This window comes from Enterobacter sp. 342, from assembly GCF_036663495.1.
Taxonomy (GTDB): domain Bacteria; phylum Pseudomonadota; class Gammaproteobacteria; order Enterobacterales; family Enterobacteriaceae; genus Enterobacter.
The window spans coordinates 104,150-121,068 of sequence record NZ_JAWUEI010000005.1 but is presented as its reverse complement, the minus strand read 5'-3'; the positions used below and the strand labels follow the sequence as shown (position 1 = coordinate 121,068).

19 protein-coding genes are annotated in these 16,919 nt (G+C 54.0%); 15 read left to right on the top strand and 4 right to left on the bottom strand.

The features are described 5' to 3' along the window. The first annotated feature begins 121 nt into the window (after positions 1-121). The 3 genes from V6E55_RS06130 to V6E55_RS06120 are packed head-to-tail and all read left to right on the top strand — an operon-like array spanning position 122 to position 3,247. Positions 122-763 carry a hydrolase gene (locus V6E55_RS06130; RefSeq protein WP_014069092.1) on the top strand — a complete coding sequence of 214 codons (642 nt, stop codon included), beginning with the start codon at positions 122-124 and terminating at the stop codon, positions 761-763. 48 nt (positions 764-811) lie between these two features. Continuing rightward, a complete protein-coding gene (locus tag V6E55_RS06125; protein ID WP_028017671.1) occupies positions 812-1,357 on the top strand; it encodes an antibiotic biosynthesis monooxygenase in 546 nt (181 codons plus the stop codon). 21 nt (positions 1,358-1,378) lie between these two features. Continuing rightward, positions 1,379-3,247 (top strand): amidohydrolase, encoded by a 1,869-nt coding sequence (locus tag V6E55_RS06120; protein WP_316942387.1) that lies wholly within the window; start codon positions 1,379-1,381, stop codon positions 3,245-3,247. Positions 3,248-3,292: 45 nt separating this feature from the next. Here the strand turns inward: V6E55_RS06120 and V6E55_RS06115 are convergent, their stop codons facing one another. Further along, positions 3,293-3,895, bottom strand: a complete 603-nt coding sequence (locus tag V6E55_RS06115; protein WP_008503347.1) for a peroxiredoxin — start codon at positions 3,893-3,895, stop codon at positions 3,293-3,295. A gap of 127 nt (positions 3,896-4,022) precedes the next feature. Continuing rightward, positions 4,023-4,604, bottom strand: coding sequence for an ACP phosphodiesterase (acpH, locus tag V6E55_RS06110; protein WP_316942386.1), 582 nt, complete (start codon positions 4,602-4,604; stop codon positions 4,023-4,025). A gap of 92 nt (positions 4,605-4,696) precedes the next feature. Between acpH and queA the strand changes: the two genes are divergently transcribed. The 7 genes from queA to V6E55_RS06075 all read left to right on the top strand — a co-directional run bounded on the left by queA (position 4,697) and on the right by V6E55_RS06075 (position 11,361). Beyond that, entirely contained in the window at positions 4,697-5,767 is a 1,071-nt protein-coding gene (gene queA, locus V6E55_RS06105; protein ID WP_114977917.1) for a tRNA preQ1(34) S-adenosylmethionine ribosyltransferase-isomerase QueA, read from the top strand. A 53-nt stretch (positions 5,768-5,820) separates the two neighbouring features. Next, positions 5,821-6,948, top strand: a complete 1,128-nt coding sequence (gene tgt, locus V6E55_RS06100; RefSeq protein ID WP_028017667.1) for a tRNA guanosine(34) transglycosylase Tgt — start codon at positions 5,821-5,823, stop codon at positions 6,946-6,948. Positions 6,949-6,970: 22 nt separating this feature from the next. After that, positions 6,971-7,303: a preprotein translocase subunit YajC gene (yajC, locus tag V6E55_RS06095; RefSeq protein WP_000007630.1), complete on the top strand. Its 333-nt coding sequence runs from the start codon at positions 6,971-6,973 to the stop codon at positions 7,301-7,303. A gap of 27 nt (positions 7,304-7,330) precedes the next feature. Further along, entirely contained in the window at positions 7,331-9,178 is a 1,848-nt protein-coding gene (secD, locus tag V6E55_RS06090) for a protein translocase subunit SecD (protein ID WP_072032696.1), read from the top strand. A 10-nt stretch (positions 9,179-9,188) separates the two neighbouring features. Beyond that, a complete protein-coding gene (gene secF / locus V6E55_RS06085) occupies positions 9,189-10,160 on the top strand; it encodes a protein translocase subunit SecF (RefSeq protein ID WP_114977918.1) in 972 nt (323 codons plus the stop codon). A 140-nt stretch (positions 10,161-10,300) separates the two neighbouring features. After that, entirely contained in the window at positions 10,301-10,666 is a 366-nt protein-coding gene (locus tag V6E55_RS06080; protein ID WP_108090709.1) for a VOC family protein, read from the top strand. A 14-nt stretch (positions 10,667-10,680) separates the two neighbouring features. Continuing rightward, complete coding sequence (locus V6E55_RS06075) at positions 10,681-11,361, top strand: helix-turn-helix transcriptional regulator (protein ID WP_114977919.1); 681 nt, start codon at positions 10,681-10,683, stop codon at positions 11,359-11,361. A gap of 47 nt (positions 11,362-11,408) precedes the next feature. Here V6E55_RS06075 and V6E55_RS06070 read toward each other — a convergent pair whose 3' ends face one another. Together V6E55_RS06070 and V6E55_RS06065 are read right to left on the bottom strand one after the other, a co-directional pair. Next, entirely contained in the window at positions 11,409-12,293 is an 885-nt protein-coding gene (locus V6E55_RS06070) for a nucleoside-specific channel-forming protein Tsx (RefSeq protein WP_129996581.1), read from the bottom strand. Positions 12,294-12,560: 267 nt separating this feature from the next. Beyond that, entirely contained in the window at positions 12,561-13,100 is a 540-nt protein-coding gene (locus tag V6E55_RS06065) for a DUF3251 domain-containing protein (RefSeq protein ID WP_316942385.1), read from the bottom strand. Between the two features lie 151 nt (positions 13,101-13,251). Between V6E55_RS06065 and nrdR the strand changes: the two genes are divergently transcribed. The 5 genes from nrdR to thiL all read left to right on the top strand — a co-directional run bounded on the left by nrdR (position 13,252) and on the right by thiL (position 16,857). Then, positions 13,252-13,701, top strand: coding sequence for a transcriptional regulator NrdR (gene nrdR / locus V6E55_RS06060; RefSeq protein ID WP_008503337.1), 450 nt, complete (start codon positions 13,252-13,254; stop codon positions 13,699-13,701). A 4-nt stretch (positions 13,702-13,705) separates the two neighbouring features. Next, positions 13,706-14,809 carry a bifunctional diaminohydroxyphosphoribosylaminopyrimidine deaminase/5-amino-6-(5-phosphoribosylamino)uracil reductase RibD gene (ribD, locus tag V6E55_RS06055; RefSeq protein ID WP_316942384.1) on the top strand — a complete coding sequence of 368 codons (1,104 nt, stop codon included), beginning with the start codon at positions 13,706-13,708 and terminating at the stop codon, positions 14,807-14,809. An 87-nt stretch (positions 14,810-14,896) separates the two neighbouring features. Further along, positions 14,897-15,367: a 6,7-dimethyl-8-ribityllumazine synthase gene (ribH, locus tag V6E55_RS06050; protein ID WP_006176874.1), complete on the top strand. Its 471-nt coding sequence runs from the start codon at positions 14,897-14,899 to the stop codon at positions 15,365-15,367. Positions 15,368-15,388: 21 nt separating this feature from the next. Further along, a complete protein-coding gene (nusB, locus tag V6E55_RS06045) occupies positions 15,389-15,808 on the top strand; it encodes a transcription antitermination factor NusB (protein ID WP_006809908.1) in 420 nt (139 codons plus the stop codon). Positions 15,809-15,885: 77 nt separating this feature from the next. Next, positions 15,886-16,857, top strand: a complete 972-nt coding sequence (thiL, locus tag V6E55_RS06040; protein WP_316942383.1) for a thiamine-phosphate kinase — start codon at positions 15,886-15,888, stop codon at positions 16,855-16,857. Positions 16,858-16,919 lie beyond the last annotated feature (62 nt).

The window sequence follows — 16,919 nt, the reverse complement described above, 5'->3', positions numbered from 1 at the left end:
AATATCTTTACTATCCGCTCAGTCAATTCTCGCTATACTCAATTTGCTTTATCAGTCAGGGCCCTTTCTCATATAGCACACCAAATGTTTGCTTTTAACCTATTGTTTAAAAGGTACTTTTATGTCTATTCGTGAACTGATTGATCCATCCAATTCCGCACTGATTTTTATCGATCACCAACCGCAAATGTCCTTTGGTGTCGCTAATATTGACCGTCAATTGCTGAAGAATAATACGGTAGCACTGGCGAAAGCAGGCAAAATTTTTGATGTTCCTGTTATCTACACATCGGTCGAAACGAAAAGCTTCAGCGGTTATATCTGGCCAGAATTGCTGGCGGTTCATCCGGATGTCAAACCCATTGAACGTACCTCGATGAACTCCTGGGAAGACGATGCGTTTGTTGCGGCAGTTAAAGCAACGGGCCGTAAGAAACTTATCATCTCAGCCCTGTGGACCGAGGTTTGCCTGACCTTCCCGGCACTGATGGCGCTCGACGAAGGTTTCGAAGTGTACGTGGTAACCGATACATCCGGCGGTACATCTGTTGATGCGCACGAACGTGCGATTGATCGTATGGTTCAGGCCGGGGCCGTACCAGTGACCTGGCAACAGGTTCTGCTTGAGTACCAGCGCGACTGGTCACGCAAAGGCACTTACGACGCGGTGATGGACCTGGTTCGCGAGCACAGCGGGGCTTATGGCATGGGCGTTGATTATGCCTACACCCTCGTTCATGGCGCACCAGAACGCAAAGCGTAAACCTTTCAGGGCGGGGTTCTCCCGCCCATCAATGACCAGGGAGCTTTTATGGCGCAAACATCACATGTGACGCTGGTGATTACTCACACGTTACTTCCGGGACAGGCTGAGCACTACGAACAGTGGCTTGGCAGGATCATGCCCATCGCGGCGGAATTTCCCGGCCATCTGGGCGCGAACGTAATCCGCCCGTCCGAAGGGCAAAACCTGTGGACGGTGATCATCCGCTTCGACACCCTCGAACACCTCTATGAGTGGACTCAGTCCGATACCCGCAATGCGCTGGTGAAAGAGATTGAACCGCTGCTGGCGGAAGGCGACAAAACCGAAGTGCGTACGGAACCTGCGTTCTGGTTTACGCCACCGGAGACACACGTACGTAAGCCAAAACAGTGGAAACAGTTTCTGATCACGCTTCTGGTGATCTTTCCCAGCACCAATCTGGTACCACAGGTGACTGGCGCGCTGCTTCCTGGCCTGAAAGGCTCATTGCTGCTGCATTTGATTAACGATGCCTGTGTGGTCGCGCTGGTGGTCTGGCTGTGGATGCCCATCGTGACCCGTCTGTTTGCCGGATGGCTAAAAAAAGCCTGATTCGGCCGAAAGGAGTACGTTATGCCTCAAACTGCCACACTGATCTTAACTAAGGGTAAGATCCATACACTCGATCGTGAAAATCCGCTTACCGAGGCGGTAGCGATCGCCAACGGCAAGATCCTTGCTACGGGTAATCACGATCGCATCATGAGTTATGCGACGCAGGGAACGCAGATCGTCGATTTACAGGGAAGCACGGTAATCCCCGGTCTGAACGATTCTCACCTGCACCTGATCCGCGGTGGGCTCAATTACAACCTGGAGCTGCGCTGGGAAGGTGTCCCTTCACTGGTGGATGCCTTGCGCATGCTTAAAGTTCAGGCCGACCGCACACCGTCACCACAGTGGGTGCGTGTTGTCGGCGGCTGGAGCGAGTTTCAGTTTGCTGAACGTCGGATGCCGACCATTGAAGAGCTCAATGAGGCGGCGCCGGATACCCCGGTATTTGTGCTGCATCTCTACGATCGCGCGCTGCTCAACCGTGCGGCGTTGAAAGCTGTCGGGTATACCAAAGAGACTCCGAACCCACCGGACGGCGAGATTGTGCGCGATAACAATGGTAACCCGACCGGGATGCTGATCGCCAAACCTAATGCGATGATCCTCTACGCCACACTGGCGAAAGGGCCGAAACTGCCGATTGAGCAGCAGGTGAACTCTACGCGCCAGTTTATGCGCGAGCTGAACCGCCTGGGATTGACCAGCGCAATTGATGCAGGGGGCGGTTTCCAGAACTACCCGGAAGATTACGAGGTAATTGCTGAGCTGCACGCCAAAGAGCAGATGACTGTGCGCATTGCTTATAACCTCTTTACCCAGCGCCCGAAACAGGAACTGGAAGATTTTGAGCGCTGGACAGATATGCTCAAACCGGGTCAGGGAACAGATTTCTATCGCGCGAATGGGGCCGGTGAGATGCTGGTCTTCTCGGCGGCAGATTTTGAGGATTTCCTTCAGCCGCGTCCGGATCTGCCCGAGGGAATGGAAGACGAACTGGAGCGTGTGGTGCGTCATCTGGTGGAAAACCGCTGGCCGTTCCGCCTGCACGCGACCTATGACGAATCCATCAGTCGGATGCTGGATGTGTTCGAGAAAGTGAACCGCGACATCCCGTTTAACGGGTTGCACTGGTTCTTCGACCATTCAGAAACCATCACCGAGCGAAATATCGAACGCGTGAAAGCGCTGGGCGGCGGGATTGCGGTCCAGCACCGCATGGCATTCCAGGGCGAGTACTTTGTCGACCGTTATGGCAAAGAGGCGGTGAAGCACACGCCACCCGTGGCGAAAATGCTGGAACTGGAGGTGCCGGTTGGGTTAGGTACGGACGCGACTCGCGTGGCGAGTTATAACCCGTGGACAGCGCTCTACTGGCTGGTGTCCGGGCGTACCGTAGGTGGGCTGGCGATGTATGACGACAATAACCGTCTGCCGCGCGACGTTGCCCTTGAATTGTGGACGGCAGGTAGTGCGTGGTTTTCCAGCGAGCAGGGTAAAAAAGGTCGCCTGGTCGAAGGGCAACTGGCGGACCTGGTGGTGCTGTCGAAAGACTACTTCAGCGTGCCGGAAGAGGAGATCAAAGGTATTGAATCGGTACTGACCGTGGTGGATGGCAAGGTAGTGTATGCCGCCGGACATTTCAGCCCTCTTTCGCCACCGCCAATTCCGGTTGTGCCAGAGTGGTCGCCGGTGGTGAAGGTACCCGGACATTATCGCTCCGCACCGCCAGCGGCAAGTAAAGTGGGTGCGGTGGTACAGATGCACCAGTGCATCGGGAGTTGTGGTGTGCATGGGCATGCGCATGGTATCGCGCGTCAGTCGGATATTCCTGTCTCTGATGAGCAGGCATTCTGGGGCGTGTTAGGGTGTTCGTGCTTCGCGTTCTAAAACAAAAGGCCCGCATAAGCGGGCCTTTTTCGTAAACCGTGCCGATTACAGGCTGGATACGTTCTCAGACAGGTATTTCGCTACGCCGTCTGGAGAGGCAGCCATACCTTCTTTACCTTTTTCCCACTGAGCCGGGCACACTTCACCGTGCTCTTCGTGGAACTGCAGCGCGTCAACCATACGCAGCATTTCGTCGATGTTACGACCCAGTGGCAGATCGTTCACAACCTGGTGACGAACGATGCCGTTTGCGTCGATCAGGAAAGAACCACGCAGTGCAACGCCAGCGTCCGGATGTTCGATACCGTAAGCCTGCTGGATTTCACGTTTGATGTCCGCAACCATTGCGTATTTCACCGCACCGATGCCGCCTTTGTCGACAGGGGTGTTACGCCATGCGTTGTGTACAAATTCAGAGTCGAAGGAGACGCCAACAACTTCTACGCCACGCTTCTGGAATTCTTCGTAACGTTTGTCGAACGCGATCAGCTCAGACGGGCAAACGAAAGTGAAGTCCATTGGCCAGAAGAACAGAACGGTCGCTTTACCGTTGGTGTGCTGTTTGAAGTTGAAGTTTTCAACGATTTCACCGTTGCCCAGAACTGCTGCAGCTGTAAAATCCGGAGCCGGACGAGTTACCAGAACCATATGATTCTCCTGTAGATACTAAGGTTATTTGGAACGCAACGCGAGCCAGTATAGAGAGTGTTCATGGATAAGACAAAGAGGTGGTGACAATCGTTCCGCCAGCTTTTACCTATCAATGCGAATTCTGTCAGAGCTGTTTGTTTTTCGCCTGCGCCATCATGCGTGGATAGAATTGCCAGAAACGGGTCTCCAGTGCATCGTAATGTTCATCCAGGTCATACCAGGAGTCGCGCAGCGCATCCAGGCGCGGTCGGCGGCTGGCCATCCCGTTTAACACATTCTGAATGAAGTCCATCTCGCGATAGCGCTCCAGCCAGCGTTCTGACCACAGGTAGTTATTCAGATTCACAAAGCGCGGCGGCGAGTCGGGCAAAATGATTGACACCTGCTGGTGGGCATAGCGCGCAAAATCCGGCAACGGAAACTCCGGCGAGAGTTGTGCCCAGTGGCGCGACAGGAAATGATCCCACATCACATCAAGCGTGATAGGTGCAACGCGGCGGGTTTCGGGGCGAAACCACGCTTTGGCTTCTGTCACTTCCGGCAGGTTATCTGTCAGCACGTCGATACGGCGATGCATAAAAATACCGTCGACGATCTCAGGAGAATAGTTCTCAGCGGGGTTACCGCGCACGAAATCGGCCAGCAAATTACCGGAAAGGGAGCTGTCAGCGAGGTGGGCGAGATGCAGGTGAGCGAGAAAATTCATGCGTTTTATTTGTCCGGGGGTGGCTAGTTGTTGCAGCAAGAGGGTGTGAGCACTAGACTATGCCGCCTGTTTTTAAGTCACGAGTATACGTCATGCGCGTCGCCGATTTCTCCTTTGAACTACCTGAATCCCTGATTGCTCACTATCCAATGCCTGAGCGCAGTAGCTGTCGTTTGCTGTCACTGGATGGGCCAACGGGCGAGCTGACGCACGGTACTTTCACCGATTTACTCGACAAGCTCAACCCTGGCGATCTGCTGGTCTTTAACAATACCCGTGTGATCCCGGCGCGTCTGTTTGGCCGTAAAGCCAGCGGCGGCAAGATTGAAGTGCTGGTCGAACGTATGCTCGATGATAAACGTATTCTGGCACATATTCGCGCCTCTAAGGCACCGAAGCCGGGTGCTGAGCTGCTGCTCGGTGATGACGAGAGCATCAAAGCGACCATGACCGCGCGCCACGATGCGCTGTTCGAGGTGGAATTCGATGACGAGCGTACTGTGCTCGACATTCTGAACGCTATCGGCCACATGCCGCTGCCGCCGTACATTGAGCGTCCGGACGAAGAGGCCGACCGCGAGCTGTACCAGACTGTCTACAGCCAGAAACCTGGCGCAGTCGCCGCGCCGACCGCGGGTCTGCATTTTGATGAGCCGCTGCTGGAAAAACTGCGTGCAAAAGGCGTTGAGATGGCGTTCGTGACGCTGCACGTTGGCGCGGGTACCTTCCAGCCGGTGCGCGTGGACAGTATCGAAGATCACATCATGCACTCCGAGTATGCCGAAGTACCGCAGGACGTGGTGGATGCTGTTCTGGCGGCGAAAGGCAGAGGGAGCCGCGTGATTGCCGTCGGTACGACCTCCGTGCGTTCGCTTGAGAGCGCCGCACAGGCCGCGAAGAACGATCTTATCGAACCGTTCTTTGGCGATACGCAGATTTTCATCTACCCGGGTTATCAGTACAAAGTGATTGATGCGCTGGTGACCAACTTCCATCTGCCTGAATCCACGCTGATTATGCTGGTGTCTGCATTTGCGGGGTATCAGCATACGATGAATGCCTACAAGTCTGCGGTAGAACAAAAATATCGCTTTTTTAGCTACGGGGACGCGATGTTTATCACGTACAATCCGCAGGCTTTGAATGAGCGTGTCGGGGAATAAGTCCGCGGCACTGTTTTACAACGTTGGACTGTTTTTCTGACGTCGGAGAAAAAATGAAATTTGAACTCGATACCACCGATGGCCGCGCGCGTCGCGGTCGCCTGGTGTTTGATCGCGGTGTGGTGGAAACCCCCGCGTTTATGCCTGTGGGTACCTACGGCACCGTAAAAGGGATGACGCCGGAAGAAGTGGAAGCCACTGGCGCACAGATTATCCTCGGCAACACCTTCCACCTGTGGCTGCGTCCGGGTCAGGAGATCATGAAGCTCCACGGTGACCTGCACGACTTCATGCAGTGGAAAGGCCCTATCCTGACCGACTCCGGCGGTTTCCAGGTCTTCAGCCTGGGTGATATTCGCAAGATCACCGAGCAGGGCGTACACTTCCGTAACCCGATCAACGGCGATCCTATTTTCCTCGATCCAGAAAAATCGATGGAGATTCAGTACGATCTCGGTTCTGACATCGTCATGATCTTCGACGAATGTACACCGTATCCGGCCGACTGGGATTACGCCAAACGCTCGATGGAGATGTCTTTGCGTTGGGCGAAGCGTAGCCGCGACCGTTTTGACTCCCTGGAGAACAAAAATGCGCTGTTCGGCATTATTCAGGGGAGTGTTTACGAAGATTTACGTGATATCTCCGTTAAAGGTCTGGTAGAGATAGGTTTTGATGGCTACGCTGTCGGCGGTTTGGCTGTGGGTGAGCCGAAGGAAGACATGCATCGCATTCTGGAACATGTCTGCCCGCAAATCCCGGCAGATAAACCCCGTTACCTGATGGGTGTGGGTAAACCAGAAGATCTGGTTGAAGGTGTACGCCGTGGCATTGATATGTTCGACTGCGTGATGCCAACCCGTAACGCGCGTAATGGTCATCTGTTTGTTACCGATGGCGTGGTGAAAATCCGTAACGCGAAGCATAAGAGTGACACCAGTCCGCTCGATGCCGAGTGCGATTGCTATACCTGTCGCAATTATTCTCGCGCGTATCTGCATCATCTCGATCGTTGTAATGAGATTTTGGGTGCGCGTCTCAATACCATTCATAACCTTCGCTATTATCAGCGCTTAATGGCTGGTTTACGCAAGGCTATCGAAGAGGGTAAATTAGAGAGCTTCGTGACCGATTTCTACCAACGTCAGGGTCGAACCGTTCCACCTTTGAACGTTGATTAATTTTAATAATGAGGGAATTTGAATGAGCTTTTTTATTTCTGATGCGGTAGCGGCAACAGGTGCTCCGGCGCAGGGCAGCCCGATGTCTCTGATTCTGATGCTGGTTGTGTTCGGTCTGATCTTCTACTTCATGATCCTGCGCCCACAGCAAAAGCGTACCAAAGAGCACAAAAAGCTGATGGACTCCATCGCGAAAGGCGATGAAGTGCTGACCAATGGTGGTCTGGTTGGTCGCGTAACCAAAGTGGCTGAAAGCGGCTACATTGCTATCGCGCTGAATGACACCACTGAAGTGGTTATCAAACGTGACTTCGTAGCTGCCGTTCTGCCGAAAGGCACTATGAAGGCGCTGTAATCCCAACTTTTCCCAAAGGGAACTGCCGTGTTAAACCGTTATCCTTTGTGGAAGTACATCATGCTGGTCGTCGTGATTCTCGTCGGCCTGCTGTACGCGCTTCCCAACCTGTATGGTGAGGATCCGGCTGTTCAAATCACTGGCGCGCGCGGTGTCGCCGCCAGTGAGCAAACGCTGATCCAGGTCCAGAAAACGTTACAAGAAGAAAAAATTACCGCTAAGTCTGTGGCTCTGGAAGAGGGTGCAATTCTTGCTCGCTTCGACACCACCGACACGCAGCTCCGCGCCCGTGAAGCGCTGATGGGCGTGCTGGGTGATAAATATGTCGTGGCGCTTAACCTTGCTCCTGCAACCCCTCGTTGGCTGGCTGCGCTGAACGCAGAGCCAATGAAACTCGGTCTTGACCTGCGTGGTGGTGTTCACTTCCTGATGGAAGTGGATATGGATACCGCGCTGGGCAAACTGCAGGAACAGAATATCGACAGCCTGCGCAGCGATCTGCGTGAAAAAGGCATCGCGTACACTACCGTGCGTAAAGAAGATAACTACGGTATGAGCATCACGTTCCGCGACAGTGCGGCGCGCGACCAGGCTGTAACTTACCTGTCTCAACGTCACCGCGATCTGGTGATCACCTCTTCAGGCAGCAACCAGCTGCGCGCGGTGATGACCGATGCGCGTCTGAGTGAAGCGCGTGAATACGCTGTTCAGCAGAACATCAACATTCTGCGTAACCGTGTAAACCAACTGGGTGTGGCTGAGCCTCTGGTACAGCGCCAGGGTGCTGACCGTATCGTGGTCGAACTGCCAGGTATCCAGGATACCGCACGTGCGAAAGAGATTCTGGGTGCGACCGCAACGCTGGAATTCCGTCTGGTTAACTCCAATGTTGATCAGTCCGCTGCCGCCGCAGGCCGTATTCCGGGTGACTCCGAAGTGAAACAGACCCGCGAAGGTCAGCCTGTTGTGCTGTACAAACGCGTGATCCTGACCGGTGACCACATCACTGACTCCACTTCCAGCCAGGACGAATACAACCAGCCGCAGGTTAACATCTCGCTCGATAGCGCGGGTGGTAACATCATGTCTAACTTCACCAAGGACAACATCGGCAAACCGATGGCGACCCTGTTTGTGGAGTACAAAGACAGCGGTAAGAAAGATGCCAACGGCCGTGCGGTACTGGTGAAAGAGGAAGAGGTGATTAACATCGCCAATATCCAGTCTCGTCTGGGTAACAGCTTCCGCATCACAGGTATCAGCAACCCGAACGAAGCGCGTCAGCTCTCTCTGCTGCTGCGTGCCGGTGCGCTGATTGCACCAATCCAGATTGTTGAAGAACGTACCATTGGTCCTACTCTGGGTATGCAAAACATCCAGCAGGGTCTGGAAGCGTGTCTGGCCGGTCTGGTGGTCTCTATTCTGTTCATGATCTTCTTCTATAAGAAGTTTGGTCTGATTGCGACCTCCGCGCTGCTGGCTAACCTGGTGCTGATCATCGGCATCATGTCCCTGCTGCCGGGTGCGACGCTGACCATGCCGGGTATTGCGGGTATCGTTCTGACCCTTGCGGTGGCGGTCGACGCCAACGTACTGATCAACGAGCGTATCAAAGAAGAGTTGAGCAACGGTCGCTCTGTGCAGCAGGCGATTGAAGAAGGCTATAAAGGCGCGTTCAGCTCCATCTTCGATGCGAACGTAACAACACTGATTAAGGTTCTTATCCTGTATGCAGTGGGTACTGGCGCGATCAAAGGCTTTGCGATTACTACCGGTATCGGTGTTGCAACGTCGATGTTTACCGCTATCGTCGGCACCCGTGCCATCGTGAACCTGCTGTACGGCGGCAAGCGCGTCAAAAAGCTGTCTATCTGAGGAGTGCGTTGTGGCACAGGAATATACTGTTGAACAATTAAACCACGGCCGTAAAGTCTGGGACTTTATGCGCTGGGACTACTGGGCCTTCGGCATTTCAGGTTTTCTGCTGATTCTGTCCATCGTCATTATGGGCGTGAAAGGCTTTAACTGGGGTCTCGATTTTACCGGTGGTACGGTAATTGAAATCTCCCTGGAAAAACCGATTGATATGGACCAGATGCGCGAATCGCTGCAGAAAGCGGGCTTTGAAGAGCCGCTGCTGCAAAACTTCGGCAGCAGCCGCGATATCATGGTGCGTATGCCTCCGGTACACGATGCCAACGGCAGCCAGGAGCTGGGTAGCAAGGTTCTCAACGTCATTAACGAATCGACCAGCCAGAATGCGGCTGTGAAGCGTATTGAGTTCGTCGGCCCAAGCGTAGGTGCTGACCTGGCGCAGACCGGTGCGATGGCGCTGATGGTGGCGCTGATCTCCATCCTGATCTACGTTGGTTTCCGCTTCGAGTGGCGACTGGCGGCAGGTGTGGTTATCGCACTGGCGCACGACGTGGTGATCACCATGGGCGTACTGTCTCTGTTCCACATTGAGATTGACCTGACTATCGTGGCATCCCTGATGTCCGTTATCGGTTACTCACTGAACGACAGTATCGTGGTATCTGACCGTATTCGTGAAAACTTCCGTAAGATCCGTCGCGGTACGCCGTACGAAATCTTTAACGTGTCGTTGACCCAGACGCTGCACCGTACCTTGATCACATCCGGGACAACTTTGATGGTTATCCTGATGCTGTATCTCTTCGGTGGTCCGGTGCTGGAAGGCTTCTCGCTGACCATGCTTATCGGTGTGACTATCGGTACGGCGTCTTCTATTTACGTCGCATCCGCACTGGCACTGAAACTCGGCATGAAGCGCGAGCACTTGCTCCAGCAGAAAGTCGAGAAAGAAGGGGCGGATCAGCCGTCAATTCTGCCGTAAGACGTTTATCGCGTTATCGAAATCCCGGTCTGATGACCGGGATTTTTTTTATCTGCTCCTGACAAACACTCCTGACAGTATGCTGTCAGGAGCCCTGTCGTAGACTCTTTTCGAACCCAAACAAACAGTCAGGAGGATGTATGAAAAGTGTAATTAACTGGTTTGAAATCCCGGTCACGGATATGGATCGCGCGATTACTTTTTATGAGCCAGTGATGCAGGTTTCGTTAAAACGCGAGAAAATGGACTGCGCTGAGCTGGCCGTTTTCCCGCATGAGGATCCGGGTACCGGCGGAGCGCTGGCAAAATTTGAGGGCATTGTGCCGTCTCACGAAGGCGCTATTATCTACCTGCATACTGACAATCTGCCTGCCACGCTCGATCGTATCGTTACCGCAGGCGGTGAGTGTGTATTCGGCCCACTGGAATTACCTCGTGGGATTGGCACTATCGCATTGTTTACCGACAGTGAAGGTAATCGCGTCGGTCTCCACCAACCTGCCTGAGAGTTAACGAAGATATGACCCGACGCGCTGACCGTTTGTTTCAGATTGTGCAGATCCTGCGGGGCAGGCGTCTGACAACGGCAGCGCATCTGGCGGACAGGCTTGGCGTGTCTGAGCGAACGGTCTACCGCGACATCCGCGACTTGTCACTTTCCGGCGTGCCGGTGGAGGGTGAGGCGGGAAGCGGCTATCGGCTGATGTCGGGTTTTGATTTACCGCCGCTGATGCTGACAAACAAGGAGTCCGAGGCGTTAATGGTGGCGATTCGCCTGCTCAAAACCTGGGGAGGAGAATCGCTGTCGCGCGAGCTGGAGTCGGCTCAGGAGAAGGTGTTAGCGATTCTGCCTGAGGAGAGTCGTCGAAAGGCGGAGCAGACGCGGATCTACGCCCCGGATTTTTGCATGCAAAGCCACTCCCGCAGCGATTTTGACATGATTCATCAGGCAATTTCCGCTCAGCGCGTGCTGGCGTTGCATTACCGCGACGAAGTTGGGCAGCTCTCACAGCGTGATGTTCAGCCGTTAGGATTGTTCTTCTGGGGTGAGCGCTGGCTGCTGGCGGCGTGGTGTGAGCGGCGCGATGACTATCGCTGTTTCCGGCTCGACAGATGTCTCAACATTGTGATGACGGAGAGGCGGTTTAGCGAGAGTGCTGACAAGTCTTTGGCCGATTTTTTGCGGAAGGTTAAGCAGTAAAAAAGCCAGCTCCTGAGCTGGCTTTTTGCCCGGCGACTACCACAAGGTTAGAAGTTGTAACCCACGACCAGGTAACCACCCCAACCGGTAGAACGAACGCTGAAGTCACCATTACCGAAGTTCAGGCTGGCATCGTCGTTCCACTGACCACCGTTGTGCCAGTAACGAGCAACAACAGAGTAGTGCCAGTGATCGTAGTTCAGGGCCAGGATGTGGCTGGAAGCGATAGAGTTGCTGGTGCGAGCGTGCTTCCCGTTGTTGTCATAGAAGTTGTCGTCACCCAGATCTGAACCCCAGTCGAAGTTAGTGAAACCGATGTAGCTCAGGTTACCGCCCCACAGCTGAGTCAGCGGAACAAAGTATTTCACTTTGAAACGGTATCCATCCCACTCGTTTTCGTTGGAGGCACCGTAGTTCTGCCACTGGTATTTCGCGTAAATGTTCATGGACAGGCTCATCGGCAGGCCAGTGTCGATGTCGGTACCCAGACCCATATACCAGGTGCTTTGTTCCTGAGAATCGTTGCGACCCATGTCATAGATGTAGTTGTTCGCGAAGTACCACTCTTTGAACGGACCGAAGCTCAGATCGGTGCCGGTCAGTTTATCGATAGAGAAGCGTGGTTCGATTTCCATGAACAGCGGGGAACCGTTGTTCCAGATACCTTTCGCATCGGTATTACCACCGAAGAATACCGGCAGATCCACGTAACCGTAGAAATCAAACCAGTCTTTCTTGGCGAACGCTTCGTACTCCAGGTAGGTATCGTTGCGGATCTGTGGTCCGAAACGGGTGTGGTAGCTGCCGACGACGTTAACGCTCTGGTGCCACCAGTCGGAGAGGTACTGTGGTTTATCGTTTTCCGCTGCGTTAACAGTGAAAGAGGAGGAAAGTGCCAGCACAGCGCCGGCTGCAAGTAATGTTTTTTTCATAATCATGCCACTGATTGAAATTCCCTTCCGGGAGTGAAAAATGCGCGAATTGCGTTTCTAAATATTTCGTGTTTCTGCGGTGCCTATTATAGGAATCCCTGCTCACAAAAATATGTGTTGTTTCACATATCTCTCACACGCGTAATCGATTGCGTTCACGTTTGCGTACTTTAAACGGCCGGGATTGTAGCGACAATCATTTATGTTGCCAATCCATACGAAATGTAAATGTTAGCGGAGTGACATTGCACTCCGCTGAAGGAGGGGTTACTGCGCGGCGGGCTGGATATCGTGGATGCGGATAAAACCTAACTGATCTGGCGTGAGTCCACTCAGTTGAAGCGGGATATCAACATCGCTGGGTGCCAGTATACTCGCGGGAGCAGTGAACAATTGGTTCTTCACATTCACTTCCTGATAGCTCTCGGTTGTGCCCTGGATCTGGCCCCACTCGACGGTGCCACTGAAGGCCGGAAGTGGATCGTTGGATTCTCCCTGGATGCGTAATGTTGCGCGAGTACCATCTGCATTCGCCGCAACGTTCACCAGTGACATTTTAAGCGTGCCAATCTGGCTGTTGAGCCGCGCAGCCGTATTGGCACCTGGCAGCAGATACACCCCGCTGCTGGATTTTGCGTTCAGCGCGTTTTGTTGGGTAATCTTCACCGTTTCTTTGTTCAGTTTGTCCATCGCCGTATTGAGCGTGTTGACGCTTTGTTTCATCTGGCGAACTTCGGTTTGCTGTGCACAGGCGCTAAGGGTGAAGAGGCTCCCCACCAGCAAAATCTTCAGGTAACGTCTTGTCATTGCGTTTATTTCCTTTAAATAACGGATCCTCATTATGGTAGTCAGCATCCACCTGTCAGACATAGATCCTTTGTCTCAAAAAGCTCTTCCTTTGTTGTCAGGCCAGATCAGGGTAAAATGAAATGAGTTAACCAGATAACAGGGATACCGTATGCATTGCCCATTCTGCTCCGCTGTGGATACCAAAGTCATCGACTCTCGTCTTGTGGGCGAAGGGTCTTCTGTACGCCGTCGTCGGCAGTGTCTGGTGTGTAATGAGCGTTTTACGACCTTCGAGGTTGCAGAGCTGGTTATGCCGCGCGTGGTAAAAAGTAACGACGTGCGCGAGCCGTTTAACGAAGAGAAGTTGCGCAGCGGAATGCTTAAAGCTCTGGAAAAACGCCCCGTCAGCGCGGATGACGTTGAAATGGCGTTAAATCACATTAAATCTTATCTTCGTGGTCTGGGTGAGCGTGAAGTGCCAAGCAAGATGATTGGCAACCTGGTGATGGAGCAGTTGAAAAAGCTCGATAAGGTCGCCTATATCCGCTTCGCCTCGGTCTACCGGAGTTTCGAAGATATCAAAGAGTTTGGCGAAGAGATCGCCCGCTTACAGGATTAAGCTCATGCAGGATGAGATTTACATGGCGCGAGCCATGAAGCTGGCGCAGCGCGGTCGTTTTACCACCCATCCTAACCCGAACGTCGGGTGCGTTATCGTCAAAGATGGCGAGATTGTGGGCGAAGGTTTTCACTATCGTGCGGGCGAGCCGCATGCTGAGGTTCACGCGTTGCGCATGGCTGGTGAGAAGGCGCGCGGTGCTACGGCCTACGTCACGCTGGAGCCCTGCAGTCATCACGGCCGTACGCCACCGTGCTGCGAAGCACTGATTGCGGCGGGTGTTTCACGCGTCGTCGCGGCGATGCAGGACCCGAACCCGCAGGTTGCCGGTCGCGGTTTGTATCGTCTCCAGCAGGAAGGGATTGACGTCAGCCATGGGCTGATGATGCAAGACGCGGAAGCGATCAATAAAGGCTTCCTCAAGCGCATGCGCACCGGGTTCCCGTACATCCAACTTAAGCTGGGCGCCTCTCTGGACGGTAGCACGGCAATGGCGAACGGTGAGAGCCAGTGGATCACCTCGCCGCAGGCAAGGCGCGATGTGCAACGTCTGCGTGCGCAAAGCCATGCTATCCTCACCAGCAGTGAAACCGTTCTGGCTGACGATCCGGCCATGACCGTGCGCTGGAACGAACTGAATGCCGATACCCAGGCGCTTTATCCGCAGGAGAACCTGCGTCAGCCGCTGCGTATTGTCATTGATAGCCAGAACCGCGTCACACCTGAGCACCGCATTGTGCAGCAGCCTGGTGAAACCTGGATTGCGCGCACTAAAGAAGATTCACGTGACTGGCCGGAAGGTGTTCGCAGCATCATGGTGCCGGAGCATAACGGGCATCTGGATCTCGTGGTGCTGATGATGCTGCTTGGCAAACAACAGGTAAACAGCATCTGGGTCGAAGCGGGTCCAACGCTCGCCGGTGCGCTCTTACAGGCCGGGCTGGTGGATGAGCTGATTGTTTACGTTGCGCCTAAACTGTTGGGTAGCGACGCGCGTAGCCTGTTTGTGCTGCCCGGCCTTGAAAAACTGGCCGATGCACCACAACTCAAATTTAGCGAGATTCGTCCGGTGGGTCCGGATGTCTGCCTCCATTTAACGACAGCGTAATTGCTCCTGAAATAGGGAAGCAGTGCGCAAAGTATTATGATAAAATCCGCCCCCCTGCGGGGCCAAATGAACCCGTAAAGGAAGAGTATGAACATTATTGAAGCTGCTGTAGCTACCCCGGACGCTCGCGTCGCCATCACCATTGCGCGTTTCAACAACTTCATCAACGACAGCCTGCTGGAAGGTGCCATTGACGCCCTGAAACGTATCGGCCAGGTTAAAGATGACAACATTACCGTTGTTTGGGTTCCAGGTGCTTACGAACTGCCACTGGCAGCAGGCGCGCTGGCAAAAACCGGTAAATACGACGCGGTGATTGCTCTGGGTACTGTTATTCGTGGCGGCACTGCGCACTTCGAATACGTTGCGGGCGGTGCAAGCAATGGTCTGGCACACGTTGCACAGGATGCTGAAATTCCTGTCGCGTTTGGCGTGCTGACCACCGAAAGTATTGAACAAGCCATCGAACGTGCTGGCACTAAAGCCGGTAACAAAGGTGCAGAAGCTGCACTGACCGCGCTTGAAATGATCAATGTATTGAAAGCCATCAAGGCCTGATTTTTTTGTAAGGGGAATTCCGTGAAACCTGCTGCTCGTCGCCGCGCCCGTGAATGTGCCGTTCAGGCACTTTACTCCTGGCAGTTGTCCCAGAACGACATCGCTGATGTTGAATACCAGTTCCTGTCAGAACAGGACGTGAAAGACGTTGACGTTCTGTACTTCCGTGAACTGCTGTCGGGAGTGGCGACTAATAGCGCGTATCTCGATGGTCTGATGAAGCCATACCTGTCTCGTCTGCTCGAAGAGCTGGGTCAGGTTGAAAAAGCAGTGCTGCGCATTGCGCTGTTTGAGCTGTCTAAACGTGATGATGTGCCGTATAAAGTGGCCATCAACGAAGCGATCGAACTGGCGAAAACCTTCGGCGCTGAAGACAGCCACAAGTTTGTAAACGGCGTACTTGATAAAGCAGCACCTGCGATCCGTCCCCACAAAAAGTGATCCGCAAACCGGAGTTCTGCATTGCCTGATGGGCAGTGCGGCTCCGGTTTTTTCTTTTATTTGCTGAGGCATAACGTATGGCATGCGGCGAATTCTCCCTGATTGCCCGTTATTTCGACCGTGTCAGAACCTCTCGTCTTGATGTTGAAACCGGCATTGGCGATGACTGTGCACTTCTCAATATTCCCGAAAAACAGACGCTGGCAATCAGCACCGACACCTTAGTGTTCGGACGTCATTTTTTACCGGATATCGATCCTGCCGATCTGGCGTATAAAGCACTGGCGGTGAACGTCAGCGATCTGGCGGCGATGGGTGCCGATCCTGCATGGCTGACGCTGGCTCTGACGCTGCCAGAGGTAGATGAAGTCTGGCTGGAAGCCTTTAGCGATGCGTTGTTTGAGCAGCTCAACTACTACGATATGCAGTTGATTGGCGGTGATACCACTGGCGGGCCCCTGTCGATGACGCTGGCGATCCACGGCTATGTGCCGCTTGGTCGCGCGCTGAAACGATCGGGTGCAAAACCCGGCGACTGGATCTACGTGACCGGTACGCCAGGAGACAGCGCCGCGGGTCTGGCGATCCTCCAGGACCGCTTAACCGTGAAGGATGCTGACGACGCGGCATACCTGGTGAAACGCCATTTGCGGCCAACGCCACGTATTCTGCATGGCCAGGCACTGCGCGAGCGGGCTAGTTCGGCTATCGATCTCTCTGACGGGCTGATTTCAGATCTCGGCCATATTCTGAAGGCCAGTGGCGTGGGTGCGCGTGTTGACCTGGATCACTTCCCGCTGTCAGAGCAACTGCTTCGCCATGTAGAGCCTGAGCAGGCGCTGCGCTGGGCACTCTCCGGTGGAGAAGATTACGAGCTGTGCTTCACGGTGCCTGAGCTCAACCGTGGAACGCTGGACGTGGCGTTAGCGCATCTCGGCGCGAAATTTACCTGCATCGGGCAGATCATGCCGGAGAGCGAAGGGCTGAAGTTTGTGAGAGACGGTGCGCCCATTACGTTGGACTGGAAAGGATACGATCACTTCGCGTAAGTTTGTGCGCTCTGTATTGCCGGGTGGCGGCTTCGCCTTACCCGGCCTACGGATTAGAGGGT